Genomic DNA, 26588 nt, shown 5'->3' on the forward strand with positions numbered 1-26588 from the left:
ATGCTATTTCATATAGTCGTTTGCTCTTCCAAGATAAAAAATGTTTTTAATAGAATTATCTGTGTGGATAAGTTTTTCAATTGTTGTCTTTCATGATTTCAAGTGAATACTAATCGTTCCATTTTGCTTAATACAGTCGGCTGCTCACGAAGCGCATGCTCTCGAATATTGACTTTTTTGTGAGGAATAGCATCTTCTCATCCAGTTTTTGGATACATCATCAGTATGTTCGATATTTCAGCACTTGGAACGATTGATTTGTGGCACAAAACGACCGCATTAATCTACTTTAGAAGTGACTTATAAAAATGATTTTAATACCTTTAGGAATGATTTATAGCCGATAAGATTTGCCTGTTTAAGGTTTCACGGGATCATAAAAACTGTATTCACGACAGGTCGGAGGGAGTAAATTGGAGATTAAACGCTTTTCAAATAATCTAATCAATAAGATAATGTAGTACTTTGTGTTAAGTTCGTATTTAAATTCAAACCAGTCATCTGTGTCAGATATTGCATTATAAGCAAGTGCGTCACATGATATTCTTAAGGTATACCGATTGGTTCTATATAGCATCTGGTTTAATATTAACGAGCTATAGATGCAAGCAATTCATCACATCCTTATTCAGGCAATTGCATGAAACTTGCACCAATGACTTTTAATTTGTCATCAACATATTTCCAAACCCTGAAATACCTGAATTTTCCTTCCAATGGAGCTCCCATTACCTTGCCTTTTGCCTTCATCGTAACGACGGAAAGCGCGGTATCTCCGGTTATTCTGATATCATCAATTTCTGTGGAAGCCTCTTCAATAATCATTGCTTTTGTTCTATGCGCATTTAAATCCATTTCTTTAGTTAACATTTGCCCCGTTGGTGCAATTGCAATGAGATTATCAAATAATAGTTGGTCCAGAGCATCTACATTGCTTGCCAACTGGGCTAAGAAAAGCTGATTTTCTGCATCCGCAACATCTTCTTTAGTAACTTTACTCATAATTGATTATATAATTAATAACTTTATTTACTTTAAAAATAACAAAAAAAATCAGACGGCTACTGCGGGACACTTTATTTCGTAAATTTGATTGAATCATAAAAGGTTCATTGATCGTTTCCATTGGACCATAACAATACATAGCGGTTATCGGGATTAATATCGATGTTAGCCCTCGTTAAAGACTAAATGAATGCTGTAAAGCATGTAGAAGTAGAAAACATCTTACTATAAGAGAATAAACTTAAATAAATGCAGCGAAACTTGACCCTACAGCAGTTAAAAAATATTACATTGGAAAGCCAGGGCTTACTTCGCCGATCAGCATTCGGAAAAGGAAAAAAGGCCGTGCTCAAAGCACTGGATCACCTCGGTTATTTACAGATAGATACATTATCAATTGTTGAAAGGGCCCATCACCATACGCTTTGGACAAGGATCCCTGATTACAAAACAAGTTATTTGGATGAACTCGTAAAGGAGCATCAGGTATTTGAATATTGGTTTCACGCAGCATCTTATCTTCCGATGAAAGATTTTCGCTTTGTTTTACCGCGAATGTTGGAAGTAAAACAAAGTGAATCACATTACTACAATGCGGACCCTAAAATGATGCAATATATCATAGATACCATGCGGGCTGAAGGTCCCAAAAGAGCAAGAGACTTTGAAAATGAAACTAAAAAACTGGGAAGCTGGTGGAATTGGAAGCCTGCAAAAATTGCTTTGGAACGGCTTTTCCTGCAGGGGGATTTAATGATTTCTGAACGCGATGGAATGCAAAAGACGTATGATATCGCAGAAAGAGTACTACCAAATGATATCGACCTGACGAAGCCAAGTTCACTTGAGTTTGCCGAGTATTTAGTAAAAACTTATTTAAGAGCATATGGATGGACTACTGTCAAACAGATTACTCATCTTAAAGCGGGCGAAGCGATCAGGAAAAATGTAAATGACGTTTTGCGTGCACTGATTGAGGAGGATGTAATAGAAAAAGTTACTATTGAAGGCTATCCGTCAGTTTATGTTCTCCGAGATGTAGTAGACAGAAGAATAGCGAAGATTCGTGCGGAAATTAATTTGCTATCACCGTTTGACAATGCTATTATTCATCGTGATCGGGTTCAGCAGTTTTTCAATTTCGATTATCGAATTGAATGTTACACACCAAAGGAGAAAAGACAATACGGATATTTTTGTTTACCTATTTTATTTGGCAATACATTTATCGGCAGAGTAGACTGCAAAGCGCATCGAAAAAATAGGCAACTTGAACTGATCCATCTGCATATAGAAAAACAGTCTATAGACTTTGCATTGTGGGTAGAGCCTTTTGCAGAAATAATAAAAAAGTTTGCCACTTTTAACGGGTGTGATTCCATAAAATTAACACAGGTAAGTCCCTTGAATAATTCGTTAGCCCTACTTCTGAACAATATTTTTTGTCAATATGAAGCAATTTCTGCCCCAATAGTAGCACTTTCCAGTAGTTCCTAGTTTTTGTACGGCATAACTGTAGAATTTGGAAAACTTATACTTGATCAGAAAAGGAGTATTATAAGCTTACTTGATCTTCACCTAATTTAAATACTCTATTTTTAAAATTTATTATTTTGTAGCTTGCAGGATGTACAATTTAATGTTATATTAACATCACAATTATACCTTTGTAAAAATCCTCTGGAAATCTGATATAGTGTACATAATAATCAATGTGTCATGAGAGATCTGTCTGATAAAGAATTGTTTGATATTGTGAGAGAAGGCAATACACAGGCATTTTCGGTGTTATTTGATCGCTATGCAGATATTTTATTAAGTTTTATATTAAAGCGGATTGGTTCTATTACAGATGCTGAAGATATCCTTCAAGAGGTTTTTACATCTTTATGGAACAGACGCTATAAAATAGAAATCGAGGAATCTATTTACCCCTATCTTTTCAAAGCTGCTAAATACGAAGTCATTGACTGGATGGCAAGGGATCAAAAACGGATTTCATATTTCGAGCGACTAGTGTTTCCACTGACCAACGAACCAGTTGGTGCAAGTAACAGCGATGAGAAATTGATGGTTAAAGAACTCTCGTTTTTGCTGGATAATGAAGTCGCTAAGATGCCCTCCACAATGCAGTCAGCATTTAATCTCAGCCGTATCGAAGGCTTAAGCATTAAAGAAATCGCTTTTCGACTATCAATATCCGAACAGACCGTGAAGAATAATATTTCGCTGGCTTTAAGTCGGTTAAAGCTTAAGGCGAAATAAAAATCATTTTTTTTCGGTACTTCTATCCGCTATCTAAGGTTATATAGATATATGACAGAAGATAATCAAAGAGAGCATGCTCAAAAATTACTTAAAAAATATTTGAGAGGGGAGTGCAATCCAGAAGAAGAACAGCTTGTATCCAAATGGTTCTATTCATTAGATGATGAACCAACATTGCCAAAGAATGAAAGAGAGGCGTTGTTAGGTCGATCCAAAGATGTTTTGATGCACAAATTTGAAGGGGAGATGAATAAGATGAAACCTAACAAAAATGTGTTTACATGGAAACGGATTGCCATTGCAGCTTCAGTTCTCTTTGCGTTAACTATTACTGTTTTATTCTTGCAACAAGGACAAACAAGCCCTGCTCCACAGCTTGCGGCCATTACTCCGGATACAACAGGCCTGTATAAAAATGATATTCTTCCTGGTGAGCGTTATGCGAGGCTTTCCAATGAGCATGGGGAAACACATTCTTTGGGAAAGGAAGATCAGGTCGAAAACATAAAGTCCGCAGAACTTAAGGGGAATCTGAAATTAGAAGTACCAGCAGCGGGCACCTATAGTATTGTATTGAACGATGGTACCCAAGTATGGTTAAACGCTGCTTCAACATTACAGTACCCAGATCAATTTGAAGGGGATGAACGCCGAGTAAAATTGATTGGAGAAGCTTTTTTTCAAGTAGCCAAAGATGCCAACAAACCTTTTCGGATCGAAGTTGAAAACTCTGTTATCGAGGTACTCGGTACGAGTTTTAATGTAAATGCCTACCATAAAGAAATCAATACCTCTTTGGTAGAAGGTAAGGTGAAAATTATGAGTCAAGGACACGAAGCCTATCTTCTCCCAGGAAATGAAGCCATCATTAGTACGGATAAAATACGCATACAGCCAGCAGACATACAAAAAAATACAGCTTGGCAACGGGGGGAGTTTTCACTTGAGGGTAGCAGCTTTTCGGAAATTATTAGTCAAATTTCTAGGTGGTATAATGTGGATTTTATTAATGCGGAGGATATCACCGTAAGCAATAGGTTTAATGGAACGCTTAGCCGGGAATCCAGACTTTCAGAGGTGTTGAACATTCTGTCGTTTGCGACAAACCGAAAGTTTGAAATAGATGGACGGCATATAATCATTCGTTAGTACAGTTAAATTTTTCACCAATTAAAATTTATAAGATATGATATAACCAGACGAATTAACCAAAAGGTTCTATACAATAGAAAAGGGGATGTTGACGCATCCCCTGTTGTAAAAGGCCAAATTTATCGAAGTACGAATTCTATAGATTATTAAACCCTTAACAATTCAAAGTTATGAAATTTTTTTCTCCATTAATAGCATGGGGGGACCGGAGAAGTCATTCTTATACCCTAAGCATTAAAGTCATTTTGACTATGAAGTTGATTTGTGTACTGTTGCTGGCATTTACGGTAGGTGTTAGAGCATCTGGATATGCGCAACAAGTAAATCTGTCCTTGAAGAATGCCAAAATTGAAACTGTCCTTAAAGAGATTTCCAACCAGACGAAGTTGCGTCTGTTTTACGATGAAAGGCTATTTGAAAATGCCTCACGTGTCGATATCTCTGTGGCAGGATCTGATGTAAGGGCTGCATTGGCAAAGACATTGCGTGGTCGCAATTTGATCTTTGATATCATGGGAAGTACGATCGTCATTAAAGAAAAAAAACAGACTGATCGTGAAGTGTCAGGAGCTGTGAAAGATGCTTCCGGACCAATGGCAGGAGTGACGGTGACTGTACTGGGGGTAGCTGGAATATCAACAAAAACCGATAAGGATGGACGTTACAGCATACGGGTTCCAGAGAAAGCAATCCTTTTGTTTCGCTTTATGGGCTATAAAGATGTTGAAATCAATGTCTCAGACAAGAACAGAGCGGATGTATTGATGGAAACTGCAGAGTCTCATCTCGACGAGGTCATCGTTGTTGGCTATGGTACGCAGAAAAAGATCAATCTTTCGGGAGCTGTAGATCAGATTGGTGAAAAGTTTTTGGAAAGTAGACCGATTACAAATGTGGGGACAGCATTGCAGGGCGCTATGGCTAATCTTAATATTACACCGACCTCTGGAAGAGCCAATAGCTCGCCAGGGATCAATGTGCGAGGGTATACATCACTGTCAGGTGGTGGGCCACTTATTGTTATTGATGGGATTCCAGCAACGAACGAGGAGCTCAATCGTATGAATCCAATGGACATTGCTAGTGTTACTGTATTGAAAGATGCAGCGTCAGCGGCGATTTATGGTAGTCGCGCTGCTTTCGGGGTTGTACTGGTTACGACTAAATCGGGTACAACGAAGGAAATTAAGGTCACGGCCAACTCAATCTTTGCGGCAAAAGCAATAACACGTACAGTAGAGATAGAGGATGATCCGTATCAGGTAATGAAATACAGGAATATCATGTCAGCACCATGGTACAATCTTTACGATGAGAAAATGCTCGAATATGGTAAACAGCTGAGTGAAAACCCTTCATTGCCTCGTGTAATCGTCGATCCACAAAATCCAAATGCTTATATCTATTTAGGATCTACGGATTGGTTTAAGGAAGTTTATAAAAATATACAACCCTCGTATACCAACAATATCAGCATCGCGCAAAAGAATGAACGCTCTTCGTTTTACCTTTCTGGTGAATACTACAAACAAAATGGTATGCTACGGATCAGTCCCGATACCTATGACCGCTATAATTTCAGGGCAAAAGGTGATTACAAAATCACGGACTGGTTTACTTTATCAAATAATACAACCTTTACAAATGATAAGTATGATCAGCCCTCAGCAATTGATCAGGGGTATCTCTACTGGCATAATGTTAACCGTCAACCTTCGCTGAATACCGTCCGAAATCCGGATGGTACCTATACAGAAGCTGGGGTAAATATGATCGGAGCTGTAGCCGAAGGGGGCCGCAGTATCAGTCGCATCAACGATTTTCAAACTAGTTTTGGTGCGAAAATCGACTTCATCAAAAATGTTTGGACCTTAAATGGGGACGCGACCTTTAGAAGGGTTTCTGGAAAATCACACTTCTTTCAGTTGCCGCTTGCCTACAGTACAGGACCAAATGTGATGAACAGGCAAAACTTCAATAGCTATGCCTCCAATGGAAGTAATGAAACACGCTATAATGTGTACAATATTTATTCACAATATCAGCGGACACTCAATGATCACTATTTTTCAGTGATGCTGGGCTTCAATCAGGAAGAACGGATATATGAGTCATTTTCGGCATCCCGGGATCAGTTGATTTCCAATTCGCTACCCACGATAGGACTCGCGACTGGTCAAACTCCTTCTGTCGGTGCTTTTGATTATGCCTGGTCGGTAAGAGGGGCTTTTGCCAGATTAAACTATACTTATAAAGATAGATATATCTTGGAATCTAACCTCCGCTATGATGGTTCCTCCAGATTCCCTAAAAAAGATCGTTTTGCATTCAATCCTTCCGTATCCGCTGCATGGGTAGTTTCGCAAGAAAACTTCTTTCAGCCAATTAAGGAGACCCTGTCCAATTTTAAACTGCGTGGATCGTATGGTTCATTGGCAAATCAGGATCTAAGGGACAACTATTACCCTTATATTGCCAATATGTCCAAAGGAAGTGGAGCAATTTTGGATGGCAAGGTTGTACCTATTGTGGGTAGTCCGGGCTTAGTGTCATCAACCCTGACCTGGGAAACCATCACACAATCTAATTTTGGGGTGGATATAGGCTTATTTAAAAATCAATTTTTTGGTTCATTTGATATCTATCGTCGTGATACCAAAGATATGTTGACAGCAGGTAGGACGTTGCCAATCGTCCTTGGTACGGGGGTTCCTCTTGAAAATGCGGCGAACCTAAAAACCAACGGTTGGGAATTAACACTTGGATATAATAAAGAGTTTATGGTGGCCAGCAAACCGTTTTCATTCTCCGCAAGAGTTAATTTAGCAGACAGTAGAGCTTATATTACAAAATACAATAATCCTAAAAATAACTTAAGCGATTATTATGTCGGACAGGAATTGGGGGAGATGTGGGGGCTAACCACATTGGGTTTTTTCCAATCTCAGGAAGAGATCAAGGCACATGCTAATCAAAATGATGTCACTTCTTATCCTGGTACGAGAGGATTGGAACCGGGTGACCTCAAGTTTGCTGATATCAATGGTGACGGCAAAATAAACCGGGGGGATTGGACCTTGGATAATCATGGAGATTATAAAATTATCGGTAATTCGAGACAGCGTTACAGTTACGGTATAGATTTGAATTCAAGCTGGAACGGAATTGATTTGCGCGTGTTCCTGCAAGGTGTCGGAAAAAGAAATTATTATCCTCCAGGTGGTGACCACTATTTTTGGGGTATATATGCTCAACCTTGGGCGAGTCTAACCAAGTTTAACTTGGACCATTGGACGCCTGAAAATCCAAATGCGTATTTGCCAAGACCAAAATCCTATGTAGCCGAGCAAAGTGGTATTGAACTAGCTGCGACGCAGACTAAATATTTGCAGAATGCAGGTTATTTAAGGGTGAAAAATGTGACTTTGGGTTACACACTTCCCAAGTTGATGACAGATAGATGGGGGATAGATCGATTGCGTCTGTTCGTCAGCGGTGAAAACCTCTTTGAGTTTACCAAACTAATGGATTATCTCGATCCTGAAATTGTTGGCGATCGGACGGCATATCCTTTCCAAAGGACCTACTCGTTTGGCTTAAACTTTAATTTCTAAAATGACTATTATCATGCAAAATATAAAAAGACAAATTATCAAGATTGGAGCGTTGCTGGGGGCCTTGTTCCTGATCATGAGCTGTAACGATGATTTCATGGATAGGTATCCCACGACATCGGTTACACCGGAAGTGTTTTTTAGCAATGTAAACGATCTTAAAACTTATACCGATGGTTTCTACGGTAGTTTGAGTGCGCCGATAGCGGATCTTGGGACAGATAATCTGGCACATTACAATTCTGGAAGTACGATTGATGAGATCATGCGTGGTGGCGTGAGCGCGCAGAATGCAGCAGTGTGGAGTTGGTCAGCATTGAGAAATATTAATTTCTTTCTTGAAAATGCTGGGCGTGTGAAGGGGGCTAGTGCCGCCGATGTGAACCATTACATCGGCATTGCAAAGTTTTTTCGTGCACGGTTTTATATCGATAAGGTCAACCAGTACAGTGATGTTCCTTGGTATAGTCAGACAATGGGAACATCAGATATTGAACTATTGCACAAAAAACAAGACAGCCGGTCGCTTGTTGTGGATTCAATCATGGCTGATCTCGAATTTGCCGCTGCCAATATCAAACCCGATGGGCACAAGTCGACAGTTACGAAATGGGGAGCCTTGGCGCAATTAGCGCAGTTCGCCTTGCAAGAAGGAACTTTCCGTAAATATCACTCTTATTTGAATCTGAGCGGATCGGCCAATACTTTTCTGCAAAGAGCGGTTTCTGCTACTGAGGAGATTATGAAGTCAAATAAGTTTTCAATTAGTAATGCTGGTGGTGTTAACCGTGCTTATCGGGATCTATTTATAAGTCTTAACCTGCAGGCCAATCCTGAGACCATCCTATTTATTGATTACGATAAGGATTTAGGAAGAAGACGTAATGCACATACGGTATTGGATTATGAATGGGCTCTGAGCCAAACGCTGATGGAAAACTATCTGATGAAAGACGGAAAGCGTTTTACGGACCAAGCGGATTATAAAACGAAGAATATAGACCAAGTTTTTGTAAACCGAGACCCGCGCCTTGAGCAGACTTTTATGAAACCTGGGTTTCAGTCAGTCAATGCTGCAACCCCACAGCGACTCAAACCAACGCTCGGAGGGTACAATCAGATCAAATTCTATCCCGAAATAGCAGATATGATCAGTTGGGAGGCAGCCTATACAGATGCATTTGTATTTCGTTATGCCGAAATCCTGTTAATCTTCGCGGAAGCCAAAGCGGAGCTGGGAATCCTCACGAGCCAGGCTGATCTTGACAAATCGGTCAACCTGCTACGTCAACGTGTGGGGATGCCAAGCATGCAGCTGGGCGAGGCAAATGCCAATGTGGATCCGAAATTGCAAGCTTACTATTCAAATGTGAAAGGAGGCAATGTGGGGCTTGTCCTAGAAATACGGAGAGAAAGACGTGTTGAACTGGCTTGTGAAGGTCAACGCTATAGAGACATTTTTAGATGGGAAGTTGGCGAACGTCTGGCCGATCAACAACAAGGGATGTATGTAAAAGCATTGGGACCAATGGACGTAACCGGAGATGGTAAAATAGATATCGCTATACTTGAATCAGCAAAGGATACCGGTCCGATTAAAGACTTGACAGAAGAGGAAAAGAAGAACATTTCCCTGTATTATTTAAAAGATGCCAATGGTAATAATACTTCAATTTATCTTGAAAATGGGAACAATGGACATATAATGTTCACTGTAGCCAGAGATAAGAAGAAGACATTTGAAAAACCGAAGTATTACTATTATCCGGTTGCTAATAGTCAGATGGTTCTGGATGGTAGTAAGTTGGTACAGACAAACTTTTGGTAAGGGATTGGTTTTATGCTAGATAATATGCTAAAAGACTAAATTAAAAGAGTTATTTTTTACAAATTTTAAGGTTAAAGATAGGGTACTCCAATCGATGGATGGCACCCTATCTTTATTTGCAATTAGAGTTTTTATATGAAATGTTCTACACATAAATTTATACTATCACTGCTACTACTATGTAGTAATGCAATTTACGCTCAATATCGGGGGCATGTCTTTTTGGATCTTGATAACAACAAAAAGATGGAAAACGCTGAAAAAGGAATGAAAGATATTGTATTATCCGATGGTTACGAGGTTGTAAAAACTGCTGAAGATGGAAGCTTTAACCTAAAAAAGAATGATAAAGCCAGATTTCTCTTTGTGCGTGTTCCAGCTGGTTATAAAGCAAGTGGAACTCATTATATTAAGATTGATCCAAAACTAGAAAATTATGATTTCGGTTTAATCCAAGATGAAAAGCAAGAGGCGGATAAGCTTCGGTTTATTCAGATTACAGATACCGAAACGCCACTATACGGGGAATGGATAGACAATATCCGTAAGTTTTCGCAGCAACAAAATGCCACACTGATTATGCATACGGGCGACATCTGCTACGAGCCGGGGATGCAGTTTCATGCCCGACAGGTAAATACGGAACTGATGGGCGTTTCAACCTATTACACAGTAGGCAATCATGACCTTGTTAAAGGTGAGTATGGTGAAAAACTATTTGAGGACTTATTTGGTCCGGTCTATTATTCATTTGAGGCAGGACCAGCCCATTTTGTGGTGACGCCCATGCCTGGCGGTGATTATGCACCCAGCTATAGTCAGGATCAAGTAATCGCTTGGTTGAAAAAAGATCTGGCACTAAAAGCAAAAGATAAACCGCTCATTTTTATTAATCATGACCTGCTTGTTGGAAGGGATTTCGTGATGAGAGGAAAAACCGATTCTATCGATTTGAAGCAGTATAATCTAAAAGCATACCTGTATGGCCATTGGCACAATAATTATAGTTTTGGCAGCAGAGATGGAGTTGCGGTTATATCCACAAATGCTCCTAATAAAGGAGGAATAGATAATTCTGCAGCTCAATTCCTGGTTATTGATGTGGATAAAAAGGGGGTTAGCAAAATAACGCCAAAGTATCCTTATTTGTCAGATCACATCGCGTTAATTTACCCACAAAGTAAGCGAATGCAGATTTTTTCAAACAGAAAAGAAATAGAAATTAGCACAAGTGTGTATCATACGGAAAAGAATGTTATTTCTGTGTATGCAACACTATTAAATAAATTTGGAACTGCGATAAAAACGGCTAAATTGAAACCCGTTAGCGACTGGAACTGGCGTGGAAATTTTACAGTTCCACGCCGTACCGATCAGCAGTATGATATTATGCTGGAAGTAAATTATGGCGACAGCACACAGGCGCTTAAGAAATTTGCTTGGCATAATGAACCCACTTCTACCGCTTTTCTTCAATTGGCTTGGTCAAAAAACATAGGGTCTAATGTATGGAAGAGTTCACCTCTTGTTCAGGGACAGCGGGTATATGTGGCCAGTATCGATGATGCCATTGGTGGTAAAAGTAAAATTCAGGCATTAAAAGCCCAATCTGGGGAAACCATCTGGACTTTCCATACCCAGAACTCCGTCAAGCAGAAGTTGGCCTATAGCAATGGCTTGGTATTGGCAACAGATATGGGAGGTACAGTGTATGCAATCGATGAAAAAGATGGCAAACTTGTTTGGAAAAAGGATCTCAGTGGTGGGCGGCTTCCAGGATACGTAAGTGCTGGAGTTGTTCGCGATGGTATTTATTATACTGGCGCAGGTAATTATCTATCAGCAATAAAAGTCGAAGATGGGAAAACAGTATGGCAGAATAGTGAATGGAATGGTGGTGAAGGTATGCCTGGAGAACTACTGATCACCAACGGATATCTAATTACTGGTGCAAATTGGAATGCCTTATTTGTTCACGATAGTAAGACAGGAAAACTCCTATGGAAGAAAAATGAAGATGGTTTGCGATTTAGAACCGGAGGAGCCAGTGCAGATGAAAATTCGCTTTATGTAGCCGGGCTGAACAATCTTTTTAGATTGGATCAAAAGAAAGGGACTCTGTTAACTAAAAGCCAAACTGATGATGATTTTAAGGTTATGGCTTCACCCTTATTAACAGAGGAACTGGTGATCATGCCCACAGCGACTAATGGGATAAAAGCATTTGATCGTAATGCATTAACCGAAAAATGGAGTTTCCAGACTGAGGAGGCCCTTATTTACAGCTCTGCTTACTCAACTCCTGATCTTCATAAGAAAGTTGCAACTGTCGAATCCAGTGTCCGCTATGCCGCTGGAAAGTTGTTTTTCGGCGGATCAGACGGCTATCTATATGTGTTAAATTTAGATGGAACTTTGGTGCAAAAGGTTAATCTGGGCACACCGATATTAGCTGAAGTCTCTATTCATGGAAATGAAGTCTATGTTGCGGACTTTGCTGGTAATGTCTATTGTTTTAATATAACGACAACAACAAAATAAATTACTTTGAATATAGGCCACACTTAGACTAAGGTGGAATAGTTTGATAATATTATCTTAAAATTAGCTGGGCAACTCACCTTTATATTGCCCAGCTTAATAGAGAACTTAAAATTCCCAGTTCTCCAACTTATTTTACTGAAATAAAGCTCGGGATAGACATACGCTAAACACCGACCGTACTGTTTATTAAAACAAGTCCGCCAAAGCGCTGATAAAATCCTCCAATTCTTGATCAGACAGCGATGCGTATCCCAATCTCATACCATTCATTATTTTGTCAAAGCTGTAGCTCTCTGGTGTGATCATGCTGAAACCTTTCATATTGAGTTTTTCCGAAATCAGTACCCAGTCGATCTGCTTTTTAGGCACGATCCAATAGGCAAGCCCACCCTCTGGGATAAGGTAAGATACTTTATTTCCAAGGTGTTTTTGTAGTAATATTTCGGTAATATCCCTTTTTGTCTTATAATAATTTGTTGCTTTTTTTATATGACGTTTTATGGTGCCATCCTTGATCAATTGCAAAACGGCCTGTTCCATAATACTGTCTCCTTGCACGTCGATAATCTTGCGCAAACGAGCGACCTTGTTGATCAAAGTACAATCATTACTTGCTATATAACCGATACGTAACGCCGGAGCTACGACCTTGCTCATGGTACCGATATACACATAATTTTTAAGCTCCATAAAACTTGACAGCGGAAGAATGGGACGGTAACCAAAATGAAATTCATTGTCATAATCATCTTCAATAATGGTAAATCCATATTCATTGGAAAGTTTGATCAGTTCCAGTCTTCTTTTTAGGCTCATTGTGACCGTAGTTGGGTATTGGCGGTGGGGTGTCACATAAATAGCTTTTATGTTTTTGTGCAATTTCAGAAGCGCTATTATATCCTCGATTATCACACCTTCGTTATCTACCCCCGCAGGTAACAACTTGGCTCCGCTTTGGTCAAAGGCCTCCCAAGCGGGTTTATATCCGGGATTTTCAATGATCACATAATCTCCTTTTGAAAGTAAGCATTGAGCTGCAAGATACATGGCCATTTGGCTCCCCCTTGTGATGCAGATATGTTGTTCATTCACCCGCATTCCCCGTTGATGATTGAGCATTTGGACCACAGCCTTTCTAAATTCTAGATTCCCGAATTCGCTACTGTAGCCCATTAATTGCCACTTCGCTTTTTGGTTGAAAATTTGACGGTATGCCCGAGCTAATTCATTAACAGGTGCAATTTTGCTGTTGGGGTATCCATCATCAATTTGCAGTTGAGTAGATCCACTCGTGGCATCATTTGTTGCTTCAGCGATTGGCGCTGTAGTCTGCGTTTCCTTAAAATCGGGCAAGGTCGAAGCAACGAATGTGCCTTGCCGCTCTCTGGAAACAAGCCAACCTTCTATCAATAGTACACTCAATGCTTCTACTATGGTATTTCTATTGACTTTCAGTCGCTGCGCCAGATTTCTACTGCCCGGCAAAGCATCACCCGCCTTTAATCGGCCGGAATGAATATCGTTTATGATGGCATCGGCAATCTGCAGATAAATGGCCTTCTCTGATTGTTCATCTAATTGAATTTGAAATTCCCACTCTCGTAACATCTGGACTATTTGTTTTTATAAAAACTGTATCACAACGCTAGTCCAAAGTTAGCATATTTTTGTTATGCAATAATGCAATGAACATTAAAATTTTTAAAGTTATGTCAAAATTAGAAGCATCAACAGAAGTAAAAAAATCAATTCATGCCGAACAAAAGCAATTTAGTTCTAAAGATTTTCATCAGACCTTTGCAAGACCTACCTATGTAAGACCTTCACATGTCATCCATAAGAATGTTGAAAACGCTGGGGTACACAATCAATTCTCAGCGGAAAGAAAGCATCCCGTTTTCTTTGTAGACTTACCAAGCAAAAATGTCAGTTTGACGATCGGAGGACTATTACCCGGACAAAAAACGCATTTACATCGCCATACCTATGAGACTGTCCTGTATGTGATCGAGGGCAAAGGTTGGACCAAAGTGGAGGATGAAATTGTAGAATGGGAAGCCGGCGATGCCGTTTATATTCCGTCCTGGGCTTGGCATCAACACCAAAACACCAGTGATACCGAAAGTGCAAAATACATCGCTTGTGAAAATGCGCCACAACTGCAAAACCTAGGGGTTGCCTTGCGCGAAGAAGAAGGAAGAGATTTTTAGTTCAGCATACATTAAAATAGAAACCATATGGATAATGTACCATTTAAAGGGATAATCGCTTATCCTGTTACGCCATTCGACGACAATGAGGTCGTGGATATTCCTTTGTTTAAAAAGCAGGTTGAACGTTTAGTTGCTGCGGGTTCACATGGGATTGCGCCATTAGGGAGTACAGGCGTACTGCCTTATTTGAATGACGCAGAGAAAGAAGCTATTGCTGAAGCCACCATGAAGCAGGTATCAGGGCGTGTCCCTACGTTAGTCGGCGTTTCCAATCTGACTACGGAAAAGACCATTTACCATGCACAGTTTGCAGAAAAAGCTGGCGCGACTGCCGTGATGATTATACCGATGAGTTATTGGAAATTGACCGACGATGAAATAGTAAGGCATTACGATGCCGTGGCATCCAAAATTTCTATCCCAATAATGGCATACAATAATCCCGCAACAGGCGGGGTTGATATGTCGCCAACATTGCTGAAACGCCTGCTCGAAATTCCCAATGTGACCATGATCAAAGAGAGTACAGGGGACATTCAGCGCATGCATTATTTAAGGAAGGAATTGGGAGAGGAAGTTGCCTTTTTCAATGGTTCCAATCCATTGGCATTGGCTGCTTTTACGGCCGGAGCAGCTGGTTGGTGTACTGCGGCTCCTAACCTTATCCCCGAATTGAATATAGCATTGTACGAGGCAATTCAAGTAAATAATTTGGAAAAGGCAAGAAAGCTCTTCTATCAACAGGTTGACCTGCTCAAATTCATCGTAGCAAAAGGGTTGCCGCGTTCCATTAAGGCCGGACTAGATATTCTGGGAATAGGCGGTGGTGGTTTTAAAAGCCCTTTGGGACCACTCAGTGATCATGATATCGCAACATTAGAAACGATACTCGCCTCAGTAAAAAGTGAAGGATACCAATATCAATAGAGCAGAAAAACGGAGCTAATGAAAATGTATAACATATTGGCTTTAGGACATCTATTGAAGATTTAAAATAATGATTTTTAAAGCCCGAAACGCTACGAGCGTTCGGGCTTTGTAAACCGAACTTGTTGTAATTTTATAAGTGAAAAAGTATGAATCTGGACGAAGAATCAAAAACTACCGAAACCGATGCCGAACCATCGGATTGTGTATTAGTTTCATTAACCTTGAATGGAACTATCAGCAAGATCCGCTGGGACAGGAAAATATCCTTGCTTGATGCTATCCTCGATGCAGGGATTGCTGCAGCACATAGCTGCTGCCGTGGTAATTGTGGGACTTGTGTGTGCAAGTTAGAGAAAGGAGAAGTGCGTTTGAGACGAAATTTTATTTTGTCAGAAGCTCACCTACGGCAAGGTTTAATTTTAACTTGCGTAGCGGCACCTGTAAGTAACACAATCAAGATAAACTACGACGAATTTTAGCTATAATAGATTTTTTTTTAGTTGATTCTGTCTGAGCTACTAGCCGACATCTTAGGTCGCTATTCAAGCAGATATTATCTTTACTTTTGTCAAGAGAAATACAGCGATATTAGGAAAGCAATAGAATAACGGTTGTTGCCGAAATTTTGTCGAATGGAGCTGATTGCTCGAGCATGAAGCTTATAAGAAGCCTTAACGGTGATACCGATTGTGTCAGATATCTCTTCGAAAGTCATGCCTTTGACATATTTCAGATACAATATTTCTTTTTGCCGATCAGTAATATTTTCTAATGCATGTTTTAGGCGTTGGCGCGTTTCCTTTAATTCTTCCTTTTTTATAATTCTGGCCTCAAGCGGGAGTTCGAAATCAAACGCGTAAACCTGTTCATCCAAAACATCAAAAGCATACTTATCCTCCTGTCTTTTCCGATTTAAAAGCTCGTTGCGAACAGATCGGTGTAGGTACACCGTCACGTTCTTCACCTCTTTAATATAATTCCGTTTTTCCCAAAAATTGATAAAAACATTTTGTATTACATCTTTAATTAAGTCATCATCTTTTGAAAAACGAAGGGCATATAGAAATAAACTTTTGAAATTGGAATTATAAATTTTCTCAAAAGAGCTTCTATCTCCCTTCAGAAACTTCTCCCATTCAATTTCTAATGTGTTTTCATCTTGCATCGTTATATGACTAGCTATTAGTAATGAGACAAATATACAGGTATATCGTTTGGATTTACAGCCTTTATTTTTACTTTTTCAAGATCGTCATTTGTAACCTGAAACGGAAGTTGAAACGAAAATAAAATTTTTTGCAAAAAAGAATATTTATAAATGATCCTCATCGAGAATATACATTTTATCCGATGAAAAAACAATTCGTTAAGAGCTAAAATAGCTGCCACTGTTCGTTATAGAAGTCCTGCATCTGACCATCGAAATCAACAGCTATAAGTCAATTTGACATTACTCCCTGCTATATTTTGCTGAAATGAACTTTAAATTTAAATAATTCTATCTCATTTACAGTGTTTTATGACTTTTTTTAATTTTTCTTGGGTGACAGAATGGAAAAATGGTGTCTTTAAATTAAGTAAACCGAATTATTGATACATGACAACTAATACAGATATGTTTGGCGGCGACCAACTCTTAGAAGAATTGTTCCGAGAACCTTCCTTTTTGCAATTAACTGCGCAACAAGTTTTGGTTGACGATGCGCAATGGCAACTTTGGTTTGATGAGTATCCGAGGTATCAAGAGGTGAATCTCGTGGCTAGAAAACTTTACGAGTTAAAATATTATGAATCCACAGTAACTGTCAATGAAACCTATTGCTCAGAAGTTTGGACAGGAATTGTCGCGCATTTAGAAAATAAAGAGAAAAATGTTGTTCAACCTCGATTGAGGCAATTAAAAATTCGCCAGTGGTTGCAATATGCGGCGATTTTGATCGCTGTGAGTGCGCTTAGTTTATGGATCTATCTGCAACAAGCCACACCAAGAATGAGTGAAACTTACGCAACATCGACAAACAAGAAAGAAATTATCTTGCCAGATGGTAGTACATTATGGCTTAATAAACAGAGTACTGCTACTTATCAGGAAGATGGATCTCGTAGAAAACTGGATCTAATTGGGGAAGGGTACCTACATGTGACAAAACAGATTCACAATGGTCAGAGAAGACCATTCGTTGTCGAACACGATGGTTTAAAAGTTGAAGTACTGGGAACACGTTTTAATATTATCAATACACCGACAACTAAATTAGTGGCTTTGGATGAAGGGAGTGTAAGAGCCGGTTACGAAGGTCGGAATATGGTTATGAAGCCAGGTGAAGTTGTAAACGTAGACCGGGGTGTATTGAAGCGACTGCCGGTACGATCTAGTTTGATAAATAGTTGGCAGACAGGTATACTCGATTTGGATAAAACTACTTTAAATGAAATTATTATTTGGATGGAATTAATCTACAGAAAGAAAGTGGTTGGCAGGCTTCCTTCAAGTATGATGAAGGCCACAGTGAGTGGCAAGATAGATGTCTCCGAACAGGAAATTGTATTGAGATCAATAGGCAACTTGTATAAGGTTAGTATTTCAGAAGAAAAAGACCACTTCGAAATCAAAACGAGCGAATAAACAAAAAAATATAATCTAAATACCCCTACATTATGAAAAACAAATGGATTCGGCAACTCGCCTGGGCTGGGATTGGTCTGTCATTATTTTCGCTGATCAACAGCGCCTCAGCCTCGGAGATTTATTGGAATACGAATGCTGCAGAACTGTCTTTTGAGCAACAACGAATTGACAAAATAGTGCTTCGATCCCTGCGTGTTCCTGAAATTTTGCAGATTGTTTCCAAACAGGAGAAAATTTATTTTGCCTATGCAGATGTCCTTATTGAAAAGTTGGCGATTGGCGAAATAGATCCCTTGACAGTGAAATTGTCCTCGCTACCTAAAATTTTGGCGAGAGCTAATCTTCGGATGGTCAAGATCTCGGACAAACAATATGTTATCGAAAAATTTGAGCAATCGACCAGTAATACGGTGGAGAGAACCCCATTAAGTAAGCAGAATTTTACAAATCAGCAATATATTAATGGGACTGTAACTGATACAGATGGAAAACCTTTGACTGGCGTTACAGTAAAAGTTTTAAAGGGAACAACAGCAGTTAGAACGGATATTGAGGGGAAGTTTAACATAGAAGCTGCCATTGGGAGTACTTTACAGTTCAATCTTTTGGGGTATCAGGCTGTTAGTCGAGAAATTAATTCTGATGCACCAATGACAGTACAGCTCATTACGGCTATTACCAATTTGGACGAAGTTATCGTTGTTGGGTACGGTACACAAAAGAAAGCTGATTTGACAGGCTCTGTGGGGATAGTGGAAGTTGGGAAATCTCTGAAGTCACGCCCGGTTACAAACGTTCAGGAGCTTTTGGCCGGAACAATTCCTGGAGTCAATGTCAGTAAGGGTAGTGGGGCTGTAGGCAGTGGGGCCTCAATCAACATCCGCGGAACATCAACAATTGGTGGCAGCTCAGGAGCATTGGTACTCATCGACGGAGTACCGGGTAATATCAATACGTTAAATCCGAATGATATCGAGAGTGTTTCGATTTTAAAAGATGCTTCATCTGCTTCAATATATGGGTCTCGTGCGGCAAATGGTGTAATCTTAGTCACCACTAAAAGTGGCCAAGCATTTGATAAACTGTCTATTGAAGTCAATACAGGAATAGGTATTCAGTCACCGCAACAACATATTGATTTCGTAGGCTCAGAAGACTTTATGAAGTTGTGGGATCAAGCACTTGTAAATGATGGAAAAGCTGCATTGTATGGGGAAAAAGGTTTGCAAGATTTACACGAGGGAAAATATGCCAATGTTAAATGGTACGAAGAGATTTATAAGAAAAACAGAATTATTAACAATAATTATTTGTCGCTTTCCGGTAACAACGAACGCGTAAAATATAGATTTTCGACCTCACACGATTTCCAAAACGGAACGTTGCCCAACAACAAATATAACCGGATTATTTTAAAACCAGATATGACATTTCATATCTCCGAAAAGATTGATGCGCGGGCAAATATTCAATATACGGAGACCTATATTGATGCTCCTCAGGGCGGAACAGAGATTTGGCAGACACAAGCCACGCGTGTTGCACCTATTTATTCTGTACAAAATCAACTAGGACAGTATGGTCCAGGTTCTTCGATGGTTAACAACCCCATTGCGGGAGTTTACCAATCTGGGTTCAATCGACAAAAATACAAGGAGCTATTGGGTATTTTCGAACTGACTTATAAACCGATAGAAGATTTGGAGCTTAAAGGAAATTTTTCCCGTTATACGTTTGATAACTGGAGTAAAAACCGTGTCTTGAGTTACAATTTATATGATGATGCTGGAAATGTAGTTTCTGTTCAAAATCGGGTCACAAATTTAACGGATGGCGCGAGTAACAATTACCGTAATATGCTACAATTTACGGGTACCTACAAAAAGGATTTCGGTGGTCATCACTTCAAATTGTTAGGTGGATATTCACAGGAGTATTTTAATACTTCAGGTTTTACAGCATTTCGGGACAATTTGCCTTTTCCGAACATTGATGTGCTAAATAGCGGAGCCCAGACCAATATGATTTCGACAGGGGATGCTAACGATGTGGCTATCCAATCTTACTTCTCGCGGTTGAATTATGATTATAAAGGGAAATATCTATTCCAGGCAAATGTTCGAGCTGACGGATCCTCACGGTTTGCAAAGGGAAATCGTTGGGGTGTATTTCCATCGTTTTCTGCAGGGTGGAATATTCATCAGGAAGATTTCTTTCATGCTGATTTCCTGAGCACTTTAAAATTGAGAGGATCTTGGGGGATTTTGGGTGATGCCGAAAAGGTAGGATATTATGCTACTGCTGCTGTATTAACTTATGATCCGGCCATGTATGGATTCAATGGCGTTGTGGTACCCGGTGCTTGGAACAATGTCTCGATCAATCCAAATATAAGCTGGGAAGAGTCCAAACAGAGCAATTTAGCTATTGATTTGGGTCTATTCAACAAAGTGAATATAACCGCGGAGTATTTTATCAATAATCGCGATAATATCTTATATGCACCGCCGGTACCTACAGAGTTTGGCTTAGCCGGACCCTTGGCCAATTTGCTGAGTTTGCGGAGCCAGGGAATGGAGTTTCAGGTTGGATATAATGATCGCAAAAATGATTGGTACTGGTCCGTCGATGCTAACGCTTCCTTTTCTAAAAATAAAGTTAAGAATCTCGCGGGGACAGGTCCATGGATTGGAAGCCAGACCTTTACGAATGTAGGATATACTTATAATCTTCCCTACGGCTATCAAGCCGAGGGGTTGTTCCAATCTGAAACGGAAATTGCCAATAGTGCGTCACAGGGAGCGAATATTTTTCCGGGAAATATTAAATACAAAGATCAGGATGGAAATGGTGTCATCAATGGAGATGACCGTGTGATATTGCGCGATAAACCTGTCATACGTTATGGACTGAACTTGGGATTGGGTTGGAAAAATTTGGATATATCGGTCAATATGTACGGTGCCTTGCAGAATACGCGATATATCAGTGGTTATGAAGGCTGGGCCTTTTTCCTGACACAGAATGCCAGACCTATGCACTTGGACAACTGGACTCCAGAAAACCCAAATGCCAGCTATCCTCGACTCTCTTTACAGTATACATCAAACGATACACAATATTCCGATTATTGGCTACGAAAGGCCAATTATCTAAAGATTCAGAATGCGCAGATTGGTTACACATTTCCAGCAAACTTATTATCCAGTTTAAAAATAGCAAGCTTACGTGCTTTTGTATCAGCGCAAAATTTGGCAACGATAACCGATTATAAGGGATTTGATCCAGAAGGCTCTTATTACCCAATTTCGCGGACATTTTCTTTTGGTGTTAACCTTAAATTTTAATACAATGTTTAACAAATATATACTTAAATCGACTGTTTGTATAGGTATTCTTCTCGGTACTTCAGCCTGTGAAAAATTTATTGACCGTGATCCTTTGTCTCAGGCTTCCGAGACGACCTATTGGAAATCCGAAAACGATGCATTGGTCGGATTGAATGCTGTGTATACCGCTTTACCAACTGCCCGAGACTTTTGGCGGGATTGTCAGAGCGATAATTCGGCCATGACCAATGCATGGGGTGAAGGAGGCCTAGGTTATATCAGTATGGGGAACCAAAACGCAGCGACAGGTTATATCGCTGAGGAATGGCGCTATGACGATGTTCGTAAATGCTTGTATTTTTTGGAACGGCTGCGTGGAATGAACTTTGATCAAGCCAAAAAGAACCGTTTTGAAGCTGAGGCTAGGTTTATATTAAGCATGAAATATCTGCGGATGGTGCAGCATTTCGGCAATATTCCGGTAATTAAAGAAAGTCCTGTTACGATAAATGAAAGTAGTTTGCCGAGAGCTAATAAAGAAGAGGTTTTAGCCTATGCATTGGAAAATGTCCAGTTTGCCATTGATCATCTACCAGCAAGATTTACCGGAGCGGACCTCGGACGAGTAAATAAAGCTGCAGCTTATTTGCTGAAAGCAAATATCTACTTGTATCAAGCTAGCATCAAACAGTTTCATGAAAATGTATCGGCCGCAACGCTTTGGCAGCAGGCTTATGAGGCTGCAGCTGAGGTACAGAAAATGGGTTATTCTTTGGTTGACGATTATGCCGAAGTATTTAAACAAGCCAATAATGCGAATACAACCGAGGTTATTCTCGCCCGTCAATATGTAGAGGATAAGATCACACACATGACGCCGGTATTGGCATCACCTTCAGGGACAGGGATTACAGGCAATGGCTGGGCGAGTTTTTGTCCTACACGGGATCTGGTAGATTCTTACCTCTGTACAGATGGTAAAGATATCCGACAGTCGGGCCTATATGATCCGGCCAATCCCTGGGAGAAGCGTGACTTGAGGTTGAAAAAAACATTTATGTTGCCTGGCCTACCTGTGTTGCGCCCGAATGGGCAATATGTTGCTTATCAGCCACATCCGGCCTACAATAAAAGCGAAAAAATCAATAGCGAAGGTGGAGGAATCACCGGTTTTATGTATCTTAAATTCAATGAACCTGAATATGCCAAGCCCGATCAAGGTTTTGCTAACTGGCCAATTTATAGATATGCTGAGGCCTTGCTTATCGTTGCTGAAGCATTGAATGAATTTAGGCCTGGAGACGCGCTAATAAAAACCGCCCTCGATCAGGTTCGAAAAAGAGCTGGACTCCCCGCTGTTACCGCGGCGGAACTAGGCAGTCAAATGACAATGCGACAATTAATCCGGGAGGAACGCCGGCATGAATTTGTCGCCGAACACAAACGCTATTTCGATATTTTGCGTTGGAAAATCGCTGAAGATGTTTTGAGCAAACCAGCGGAAGGAATTAACAGTAATCAGAATGATGCGATAGGTGATTGGACCAAACCGCGTTTTCTTGCGCAAAAAAGAGTATTTGATAAAAATAAGCACTATTTGTGGCCAATTCCACAGAATGCAATTGATAGAAACAAAAATTTACTTCCACAAAATCCCGGATGGTAATTATATAAAACGTATGGATAGAAGAAGCTTTTTTAAGAAAACGAGTTTAATAGGTCTAGGTGTACTGGCCAGCCATTTTACAGTTTGGTCCAAATCAATATTTTCCTGGGACAATCCGATACACAATATCCCTGAGGAGAAGGATATAGATAAGCAATGGCTTGCCTCTTTGCATCAGAGGGGCGAGAAAATTGTCTACCGAAAGAGTAAAAATGAACTGCGTTATATTGGTATGCCAGTTGGTGGATTACATACAGGTACAGTGTATATCGGAGGCGATGGACGCTTGTGGTTATGGCAGATATTTAATACAGCTTATGATGGTGAACGTGAAGGTATAGAACCCAAAAATGTGCAATGGAATAATGGGAAAGAGCTGGTGACTGTCCGTCCACGTGATGGGTCAGCCTATATCGAGCCAGCCATTGCGGACAACTTACGTAGCATCGAGCAAGGTTTTGCAATATCAGTTGCTGTTGGAGGAAAACAAGTCGTCAAAGAACTCCGCGAAAATCATTGGGACGAGATTGTGTTTGAACCGACTTATCCGACCTGCCGGGTTAGATATAGTAGTGCCAACTTTCCTGTGGAAGTCGTATTGACCGCCTATTCGCCATTTATTCCGTTGGACCAAGATAATTCTTCCTTGCCGTTAACGACATTACATCTGGAATTGCGTAATAAAATAAATACACCAGTCGAAGTAAGCCTAACAGGCTGGATGGAAAACGGTGTGTTTAAGGGACGTAAAGATCTCAATGCGGTTCGTAAAGTATCCCGCATCTTAGATAAAGCAGGCGTAAAAGTCTTAAACTACAGTTGTGAACAAGTACCCGATAGTGCTTTGCAAGCTGGTGATTATGGTACAATGGCCTTTACTTGTTTGGATCCTCAGGCATGGGTACATACCAAGCTGGAACACTGGCCGGTGACACCGTACTCATTGCAATCGGATCATAATGATTCGGTCGTCGACTTCGCTGATTTACAAGTGGGTGCCTATACCGTTAAGCGGATTATAAAACCAACAGAGACTAGTCAGATTTCGTATGCGATCTCCTGGCATTTTAATAATCCACATCCCAAGTTGAAAGCGCATTTAAAGGATGCCCAAATTGGCTATTGGTACGGTGCAAAATTCAACGATGCGGTGGCAGTCATTGACTATTACCTGGCGCATCGGCAAAAGCTTGATGGGGAAACGCTGGCCTGGCAACAGACCTGGAATGATACCACATTACCCCATTGGTTTATGGACCGTACCTTTGTTAATATAGGAACCTTGGCGACAGCGAATACGATGCGTTTTGCTTCAGGAAGATTTTGGGGTTGGGAAGGTATTGGCGCCTGTGCCGGTACTTGCACCCATGTGTGGCAGTATGGTCAGTCTATGGGACGTATATTTCCTGATATTGAGCGCAATTTGCGCGAGGTTACTGACCTTGGGGTGGGCTTTCAGCCAGAAACTGGCGCAATTATCTTCCGGGCAGAATATGAAAAAAGACCCGCCATCGACGGGCAGGCTGGTGTTATCCTTCGTTTTTATCGGGATCATCAGATGAGCACTGATGACACATTCTTAAAACGGAATTGGCCAAAACTTAAACAGGCGATTCAATTTATTCTCGATCAGGATAAAAACGGAGATGGTATGACCGATACGCCAATGGAAAATACATTGGACGCCGTGTGGGAAGGGGAGATCGGCTGGATTGTAGGACTTTGTCTCGCTGCCATACAAGCTGCGGCATTGATGGCCGAAGAAGCTGGCGATAAGAAATTTCAACAGATCTGCATGGATTATGTCAGAAGAGGAACTGAAAACATGGATAAATATCTTTTTAACGGAGAATATTATATTCATCGACCAGATGCAATACAGGGAAGGAAGAAGCTAGGTTCCTACAATACCTGTCATATTGATCAGGTCTATGGACAGGCCTGGTGTTTTCAAGTGGATATGCCCCGGATTAATGAAAAAGAGAAAACATTATCTGCTCTGAAAGCACTTTGGAAATATAATTTTGCGATGGATGTGGGTCCCTATATTAAGACACACCTCGGAGGACGGCCATATGCATTGGCGGGTGAAGGGGGTATGGTCATGAATACCAATCCAAAAAATGAGGAAAAAGCTTATGGCGATAATATGACTTGGCAACTGGGTTACTTTCATGAATGTATGAGTGGATTTGAACATCAAGTAGCAGCGCACATGATGGCCGAGGGTATGATCGACGAAAGTTTGGTCATGACCAGGGTAATTCATGACCGCTACCATGCGGCAAAAAGAAATCCCTTTAACGAAATTGAATGCAGTGATCACTATGCGCGTGCGATGGCGAGTTACGGAACCTTTATCAATGCCTGTGGCTTTAGTTATCACGGTCCAAAAGGGCAGATCGGTTTTGCCCCAAAAATAGGATCTTCAGATTTTAAAGCGCCTTTTACCACGGCGATGGGATGGGGGACCTACATTCAAAAGCAGCAAAGGGAAGGAAAGCCTGTTTGTCAGTTAACATTAAATTATGGCGTGTTGGAACTTAAAGAATTTCATCTGGGCGATGCCGAAGAGCTATCACTTGATGCTAAGCAGATCACTGTGCTACAAAATGATAAACAAATATCAATTCATAAAGTGAAACGTCAAGGAGAACGTGTGGTGATCAATTTTAAAGACAAAGTAGGACTAAAAAAAGGCGATACATTAACTATTCGATGGTCATGAAAAAAATAGTGAATAAACTGCTTGTGATAATAAGTCTTTTCTTGGTTATGGGATGTATGTCATCAGCAGATCAAAAGGCCGGATCTGCGCCGAAATCCGATTGGGGAGAGGTGCTTTTGCAAAAAGTACCCTTACTTGGACATCGCAATTGGATATTGATCGTTGATAAAGCTTATCCCGCACCAACGGGAGCGAATATACTTGTTCTCGATTCAAAAAAACAGATGCCGGAAGTACTGGACTATGTTGTACAATTGCTCGATAAACAGCATCACGTAAAACCTATATTTTATTTTGATAAAGAATTTGATTACTTAGATGATAGGCTTGCACCAGGATTAAAGGAATACAAAGAGAGCTTAACCAAACTTTTACCGCATATTGAAAAACGGTCCCTGTTGCACGAAGATGTTTTTGGAAAAATAGATAAAGCCGCTGATCTTTTCCAGATAATTGTCGTGAAAACAGAATCACTTATCCCGTATAGTTCAGTTTTTATAGAACTTGACTGTAAATACTGGGATGCTAACCGTGAAAAGATTTTACGTGAGCGGATGACAAAGTCGACAGAATAAAGTCTTCAATCTTGTCGTAATTTAGACAATTGACTGCAGAGCTAAATGGATAAAATAATTTACACATCCATTTAGCTCGGTAGCTATCCAAATGGTATACTTCTTAG

17 protein-coding genes are annotated in these 26588 nt (G+C 40.3%); 14 read left to right on the forward strand and 3 right to left on the reverse strand.

What is annotated here, in order from left to right:
- Positions 1-624: 624 nt before the first annotated feature.
- Positions 625-1002 (reverse strand): nuclear transport factor 2 family protein, encoded by a 378-nt coding sequence (locus tag LC454_RS16880; RefSeq protein WP_223583645.1) that lies wholly within the window; start codon positions 1000-1002, stop codon positions 625-627.
- Positions 1003-1254: 252 nt separating this feature from the next.
- Between LC454_RS16880 and LC454_RS16885 the strand changes: the two genes are divergently transcribed.
- The 6 genes from LC454_RS16885 (at position 1255) to LC454_RS16910 (ending at position 12408) form a co-directional block, all read left to right on the forward strand.
- Entirely contained in the window at positions 1255-2502 is a 1248-nt protein-coding gene (locus LC454_RS16885; RefSeq protein ID WP_223583646.1) for a winged helix-turn-helix domain-containing protein, read from the forward strand.
- Positions 2503-2724: 222 nt separating this feature from the next.
- Positions 2725-3270, forward strand: a complete 546-nt coding sequence (locus LC454_RS16890) for an RNA polymerase sigma factor (RefSeq protein ID WP_120258895.1) — start codon at positions 2725-2727, stop codon at positions 3268-3270.
- 51 nt (positions 3271-3321) lie between these two features.
- A complete protein-coding gene (locus LC454_RS16895; protein WP_223583647.1) occupies positions 3322-4422 on the forward strand; it encodes a FecR family protein in 1101 nt (366 codons plus the stop codon).
- Positions 4423-4676: 254 nt separating this feature from the next.
- Positions 4677-8039, forward strand: coding sequence for a SusC/RagA family TonB-linked outer membrane protein (locus LC454_RS16900; RefSeq protein ID WP_223583648.1), 3363 nt, complete (start codon positions 4677-4679; stop codon positions 8037-8039).
- A 13-nt stretch (positions 8040-8052) separates the two neighbouring features.
- Positions 8053-9867 (forward strand): RagB/SusD family nutrient uptake outer membrane protein, encoded by a 1815-nt coding sequence (locus LC454_RS16905; RefSeq protein ID WP_223583649.1) that lies wholly within the window; start codon positions 8053-8055, stop codon positions 9865-9867.
- 246 nt (positions 9868-10113) lie between these two features.
- Complete coding sequence (locus LC454_RS16910) at positions 10114-12408, forward strand: PQQ-binding-like beta-propeller repeat protein (RefSeq protein WP_223583650.1); 2295 nt, start codon at positions 10114-10116, stop codon at positions 12406-12408.
- Positions 12409-12597: 189 nt separating this feature from the next.
- Here LC454_RS16910 and LC454_RS16915 read toward each other — a convergent pair whose 3' ends face one another.
- Complete coding sequence (locus LC454_RS16915; RefSeq protein WP_223583651.1) at positions 12598-14019, reverse strand: PLP-dependent aminotransferase family protein; 1422 nt, start codon at positions 14017-14019, stop codon at positions 12598-12600.
- Positions 14020-14120: 101 nt separating this feature from the next.
- On the opposite strand from LC454_RS16915, the gene LC454_RS16920 reads away from it, so the two are divergent.
- The 3 genes from LC454_RS16920 (at position 14121) to LC454_RS16930 (ending at position 16033) form a co-directional block, all read left to right on the forward strand.
- Complete coding sequence (locus tag LC454_RS16920) at positions 14121-14621, forward strand: cupin domain-containing protein (RefSeq protein ID WP_120258890.1); 501 nt, start codon at positions 14121-14123, stop codon at positions 14619-14621.
- A 27-nt stretch (positions 14622-14648) separates the two neighbouring features.
- Complete coding sequence (locus LC454_RS16925) at positions 14649-15551, forward strand: dihydrodipicolinate synthase family protein (protein WP_223583652.1); 903 nt, start codon at positions 14649-14651, stop codon at positions 15549-15551.
- A gap of 149 nt (positions 15552-15700) precedes the next feature.
- Positions 15701-16033, forward strand: a complete 333-nt coding sequence (locus LC454_RS16930) for a 2Fe-2S iron-sulfur cluster-binding protein (RefSeq protein WP_223583653.1) — start codon at positions 15701-15703, stop codon at positions 16031-16033.
- An 89-nt stretch (positions 16034-16122) separates the two neighbouring features.
- On the opposite strand, the gene LC454_RS16935 is transcribed toward LC454_RS16930, so the two are convergent.
- A complete protein-coding gene (locus LC454_RS16935) occupies positions 16123-16719 on the reverse strand; it encodes an RNA polymerase sigma factor (protein ID WP_223583654.1) in 597 nt (198 codons plus the stop codon).
- 432 nt (positions 16720-17151) lie between these two features.
- Here LC454_RS16935 and LC454_RS16940 point away from each other — a divergent pair, with 432 nt between their 5' ends.
- The 5 genes from LC454_RS16940 to LC454_RS16960 are packed head-to-tail and all read left to right on the forward strand — an operon-like array spanning position 17152 to position 26481.
- Positions 17152-18180: a FecR family protein gene (locus tag LC454_RS16940; protein ID WP_223583655.1), complete on the forward strand. Its 1029-nt coding sequence runs from the start codon at positions 17152-17154 to the stop codon at positions 18178-18180.
- Between the two features lie 32 nt (positions 18181-18212).
- Positions 18213-21530: a SusC/RagA family TonB-linked outer membrane protein gene (locus tag LC454_RS16945; protein WP_223583656.1), complete on the forward strand. Its 3318-nt coding sequence runs from the start codon at positions 18213-18215 to the stop codon at positions 21528-21530.
- Between the two features lie 4 nt (positions 21531-21534).
- On the forward strand, positions 21535-23178 hold the full coding sequence (locus LC454_RS16950; RefSeq protein WP_223583657.1) for a RagB/SusD family nutrient uptake outer membrane protein: 1644 nt from the start codon (positions 21535-21537) through the stop codon (positions 23176-23178).
- A gap of 13 nt (positions 23179-23191) precedes the next feature.
- Positions 23192-25906, forward strand: coding sequence for a GH116 family glycosyl hydrolase (locus LC454_RS16955; protein WP_223583658.1), 2715 nt, complete (start codon positions 23192-23194; stop codon positions 25904-25906).
- Positions 25903-26481, forward strand: a complete 579-nt coding sequence (locus LC454_RS16960) for a hypothetical protein (RefSeq protein ID WP_223583659.1) — start codon at positions 25903-25905, stop codon at positions 26479-26481. Before LC454_RS16955 ends, LC454_RS16960 begins: the two co-directional genes overlap by 4 nt.
- The last annotated feature ends 107 nt before the right edge of the window (positions 26482-26588 follow it).

Source organism: Sphingobacterium sp. GVS05A (assembly GCF_019969845.1).
Taxonomy (GTDB): Bacteria; Bacteroidota; Bacteroidia; order Sphingobacteriales; family Sphingobacteriaceae; genus Sphingobacterium.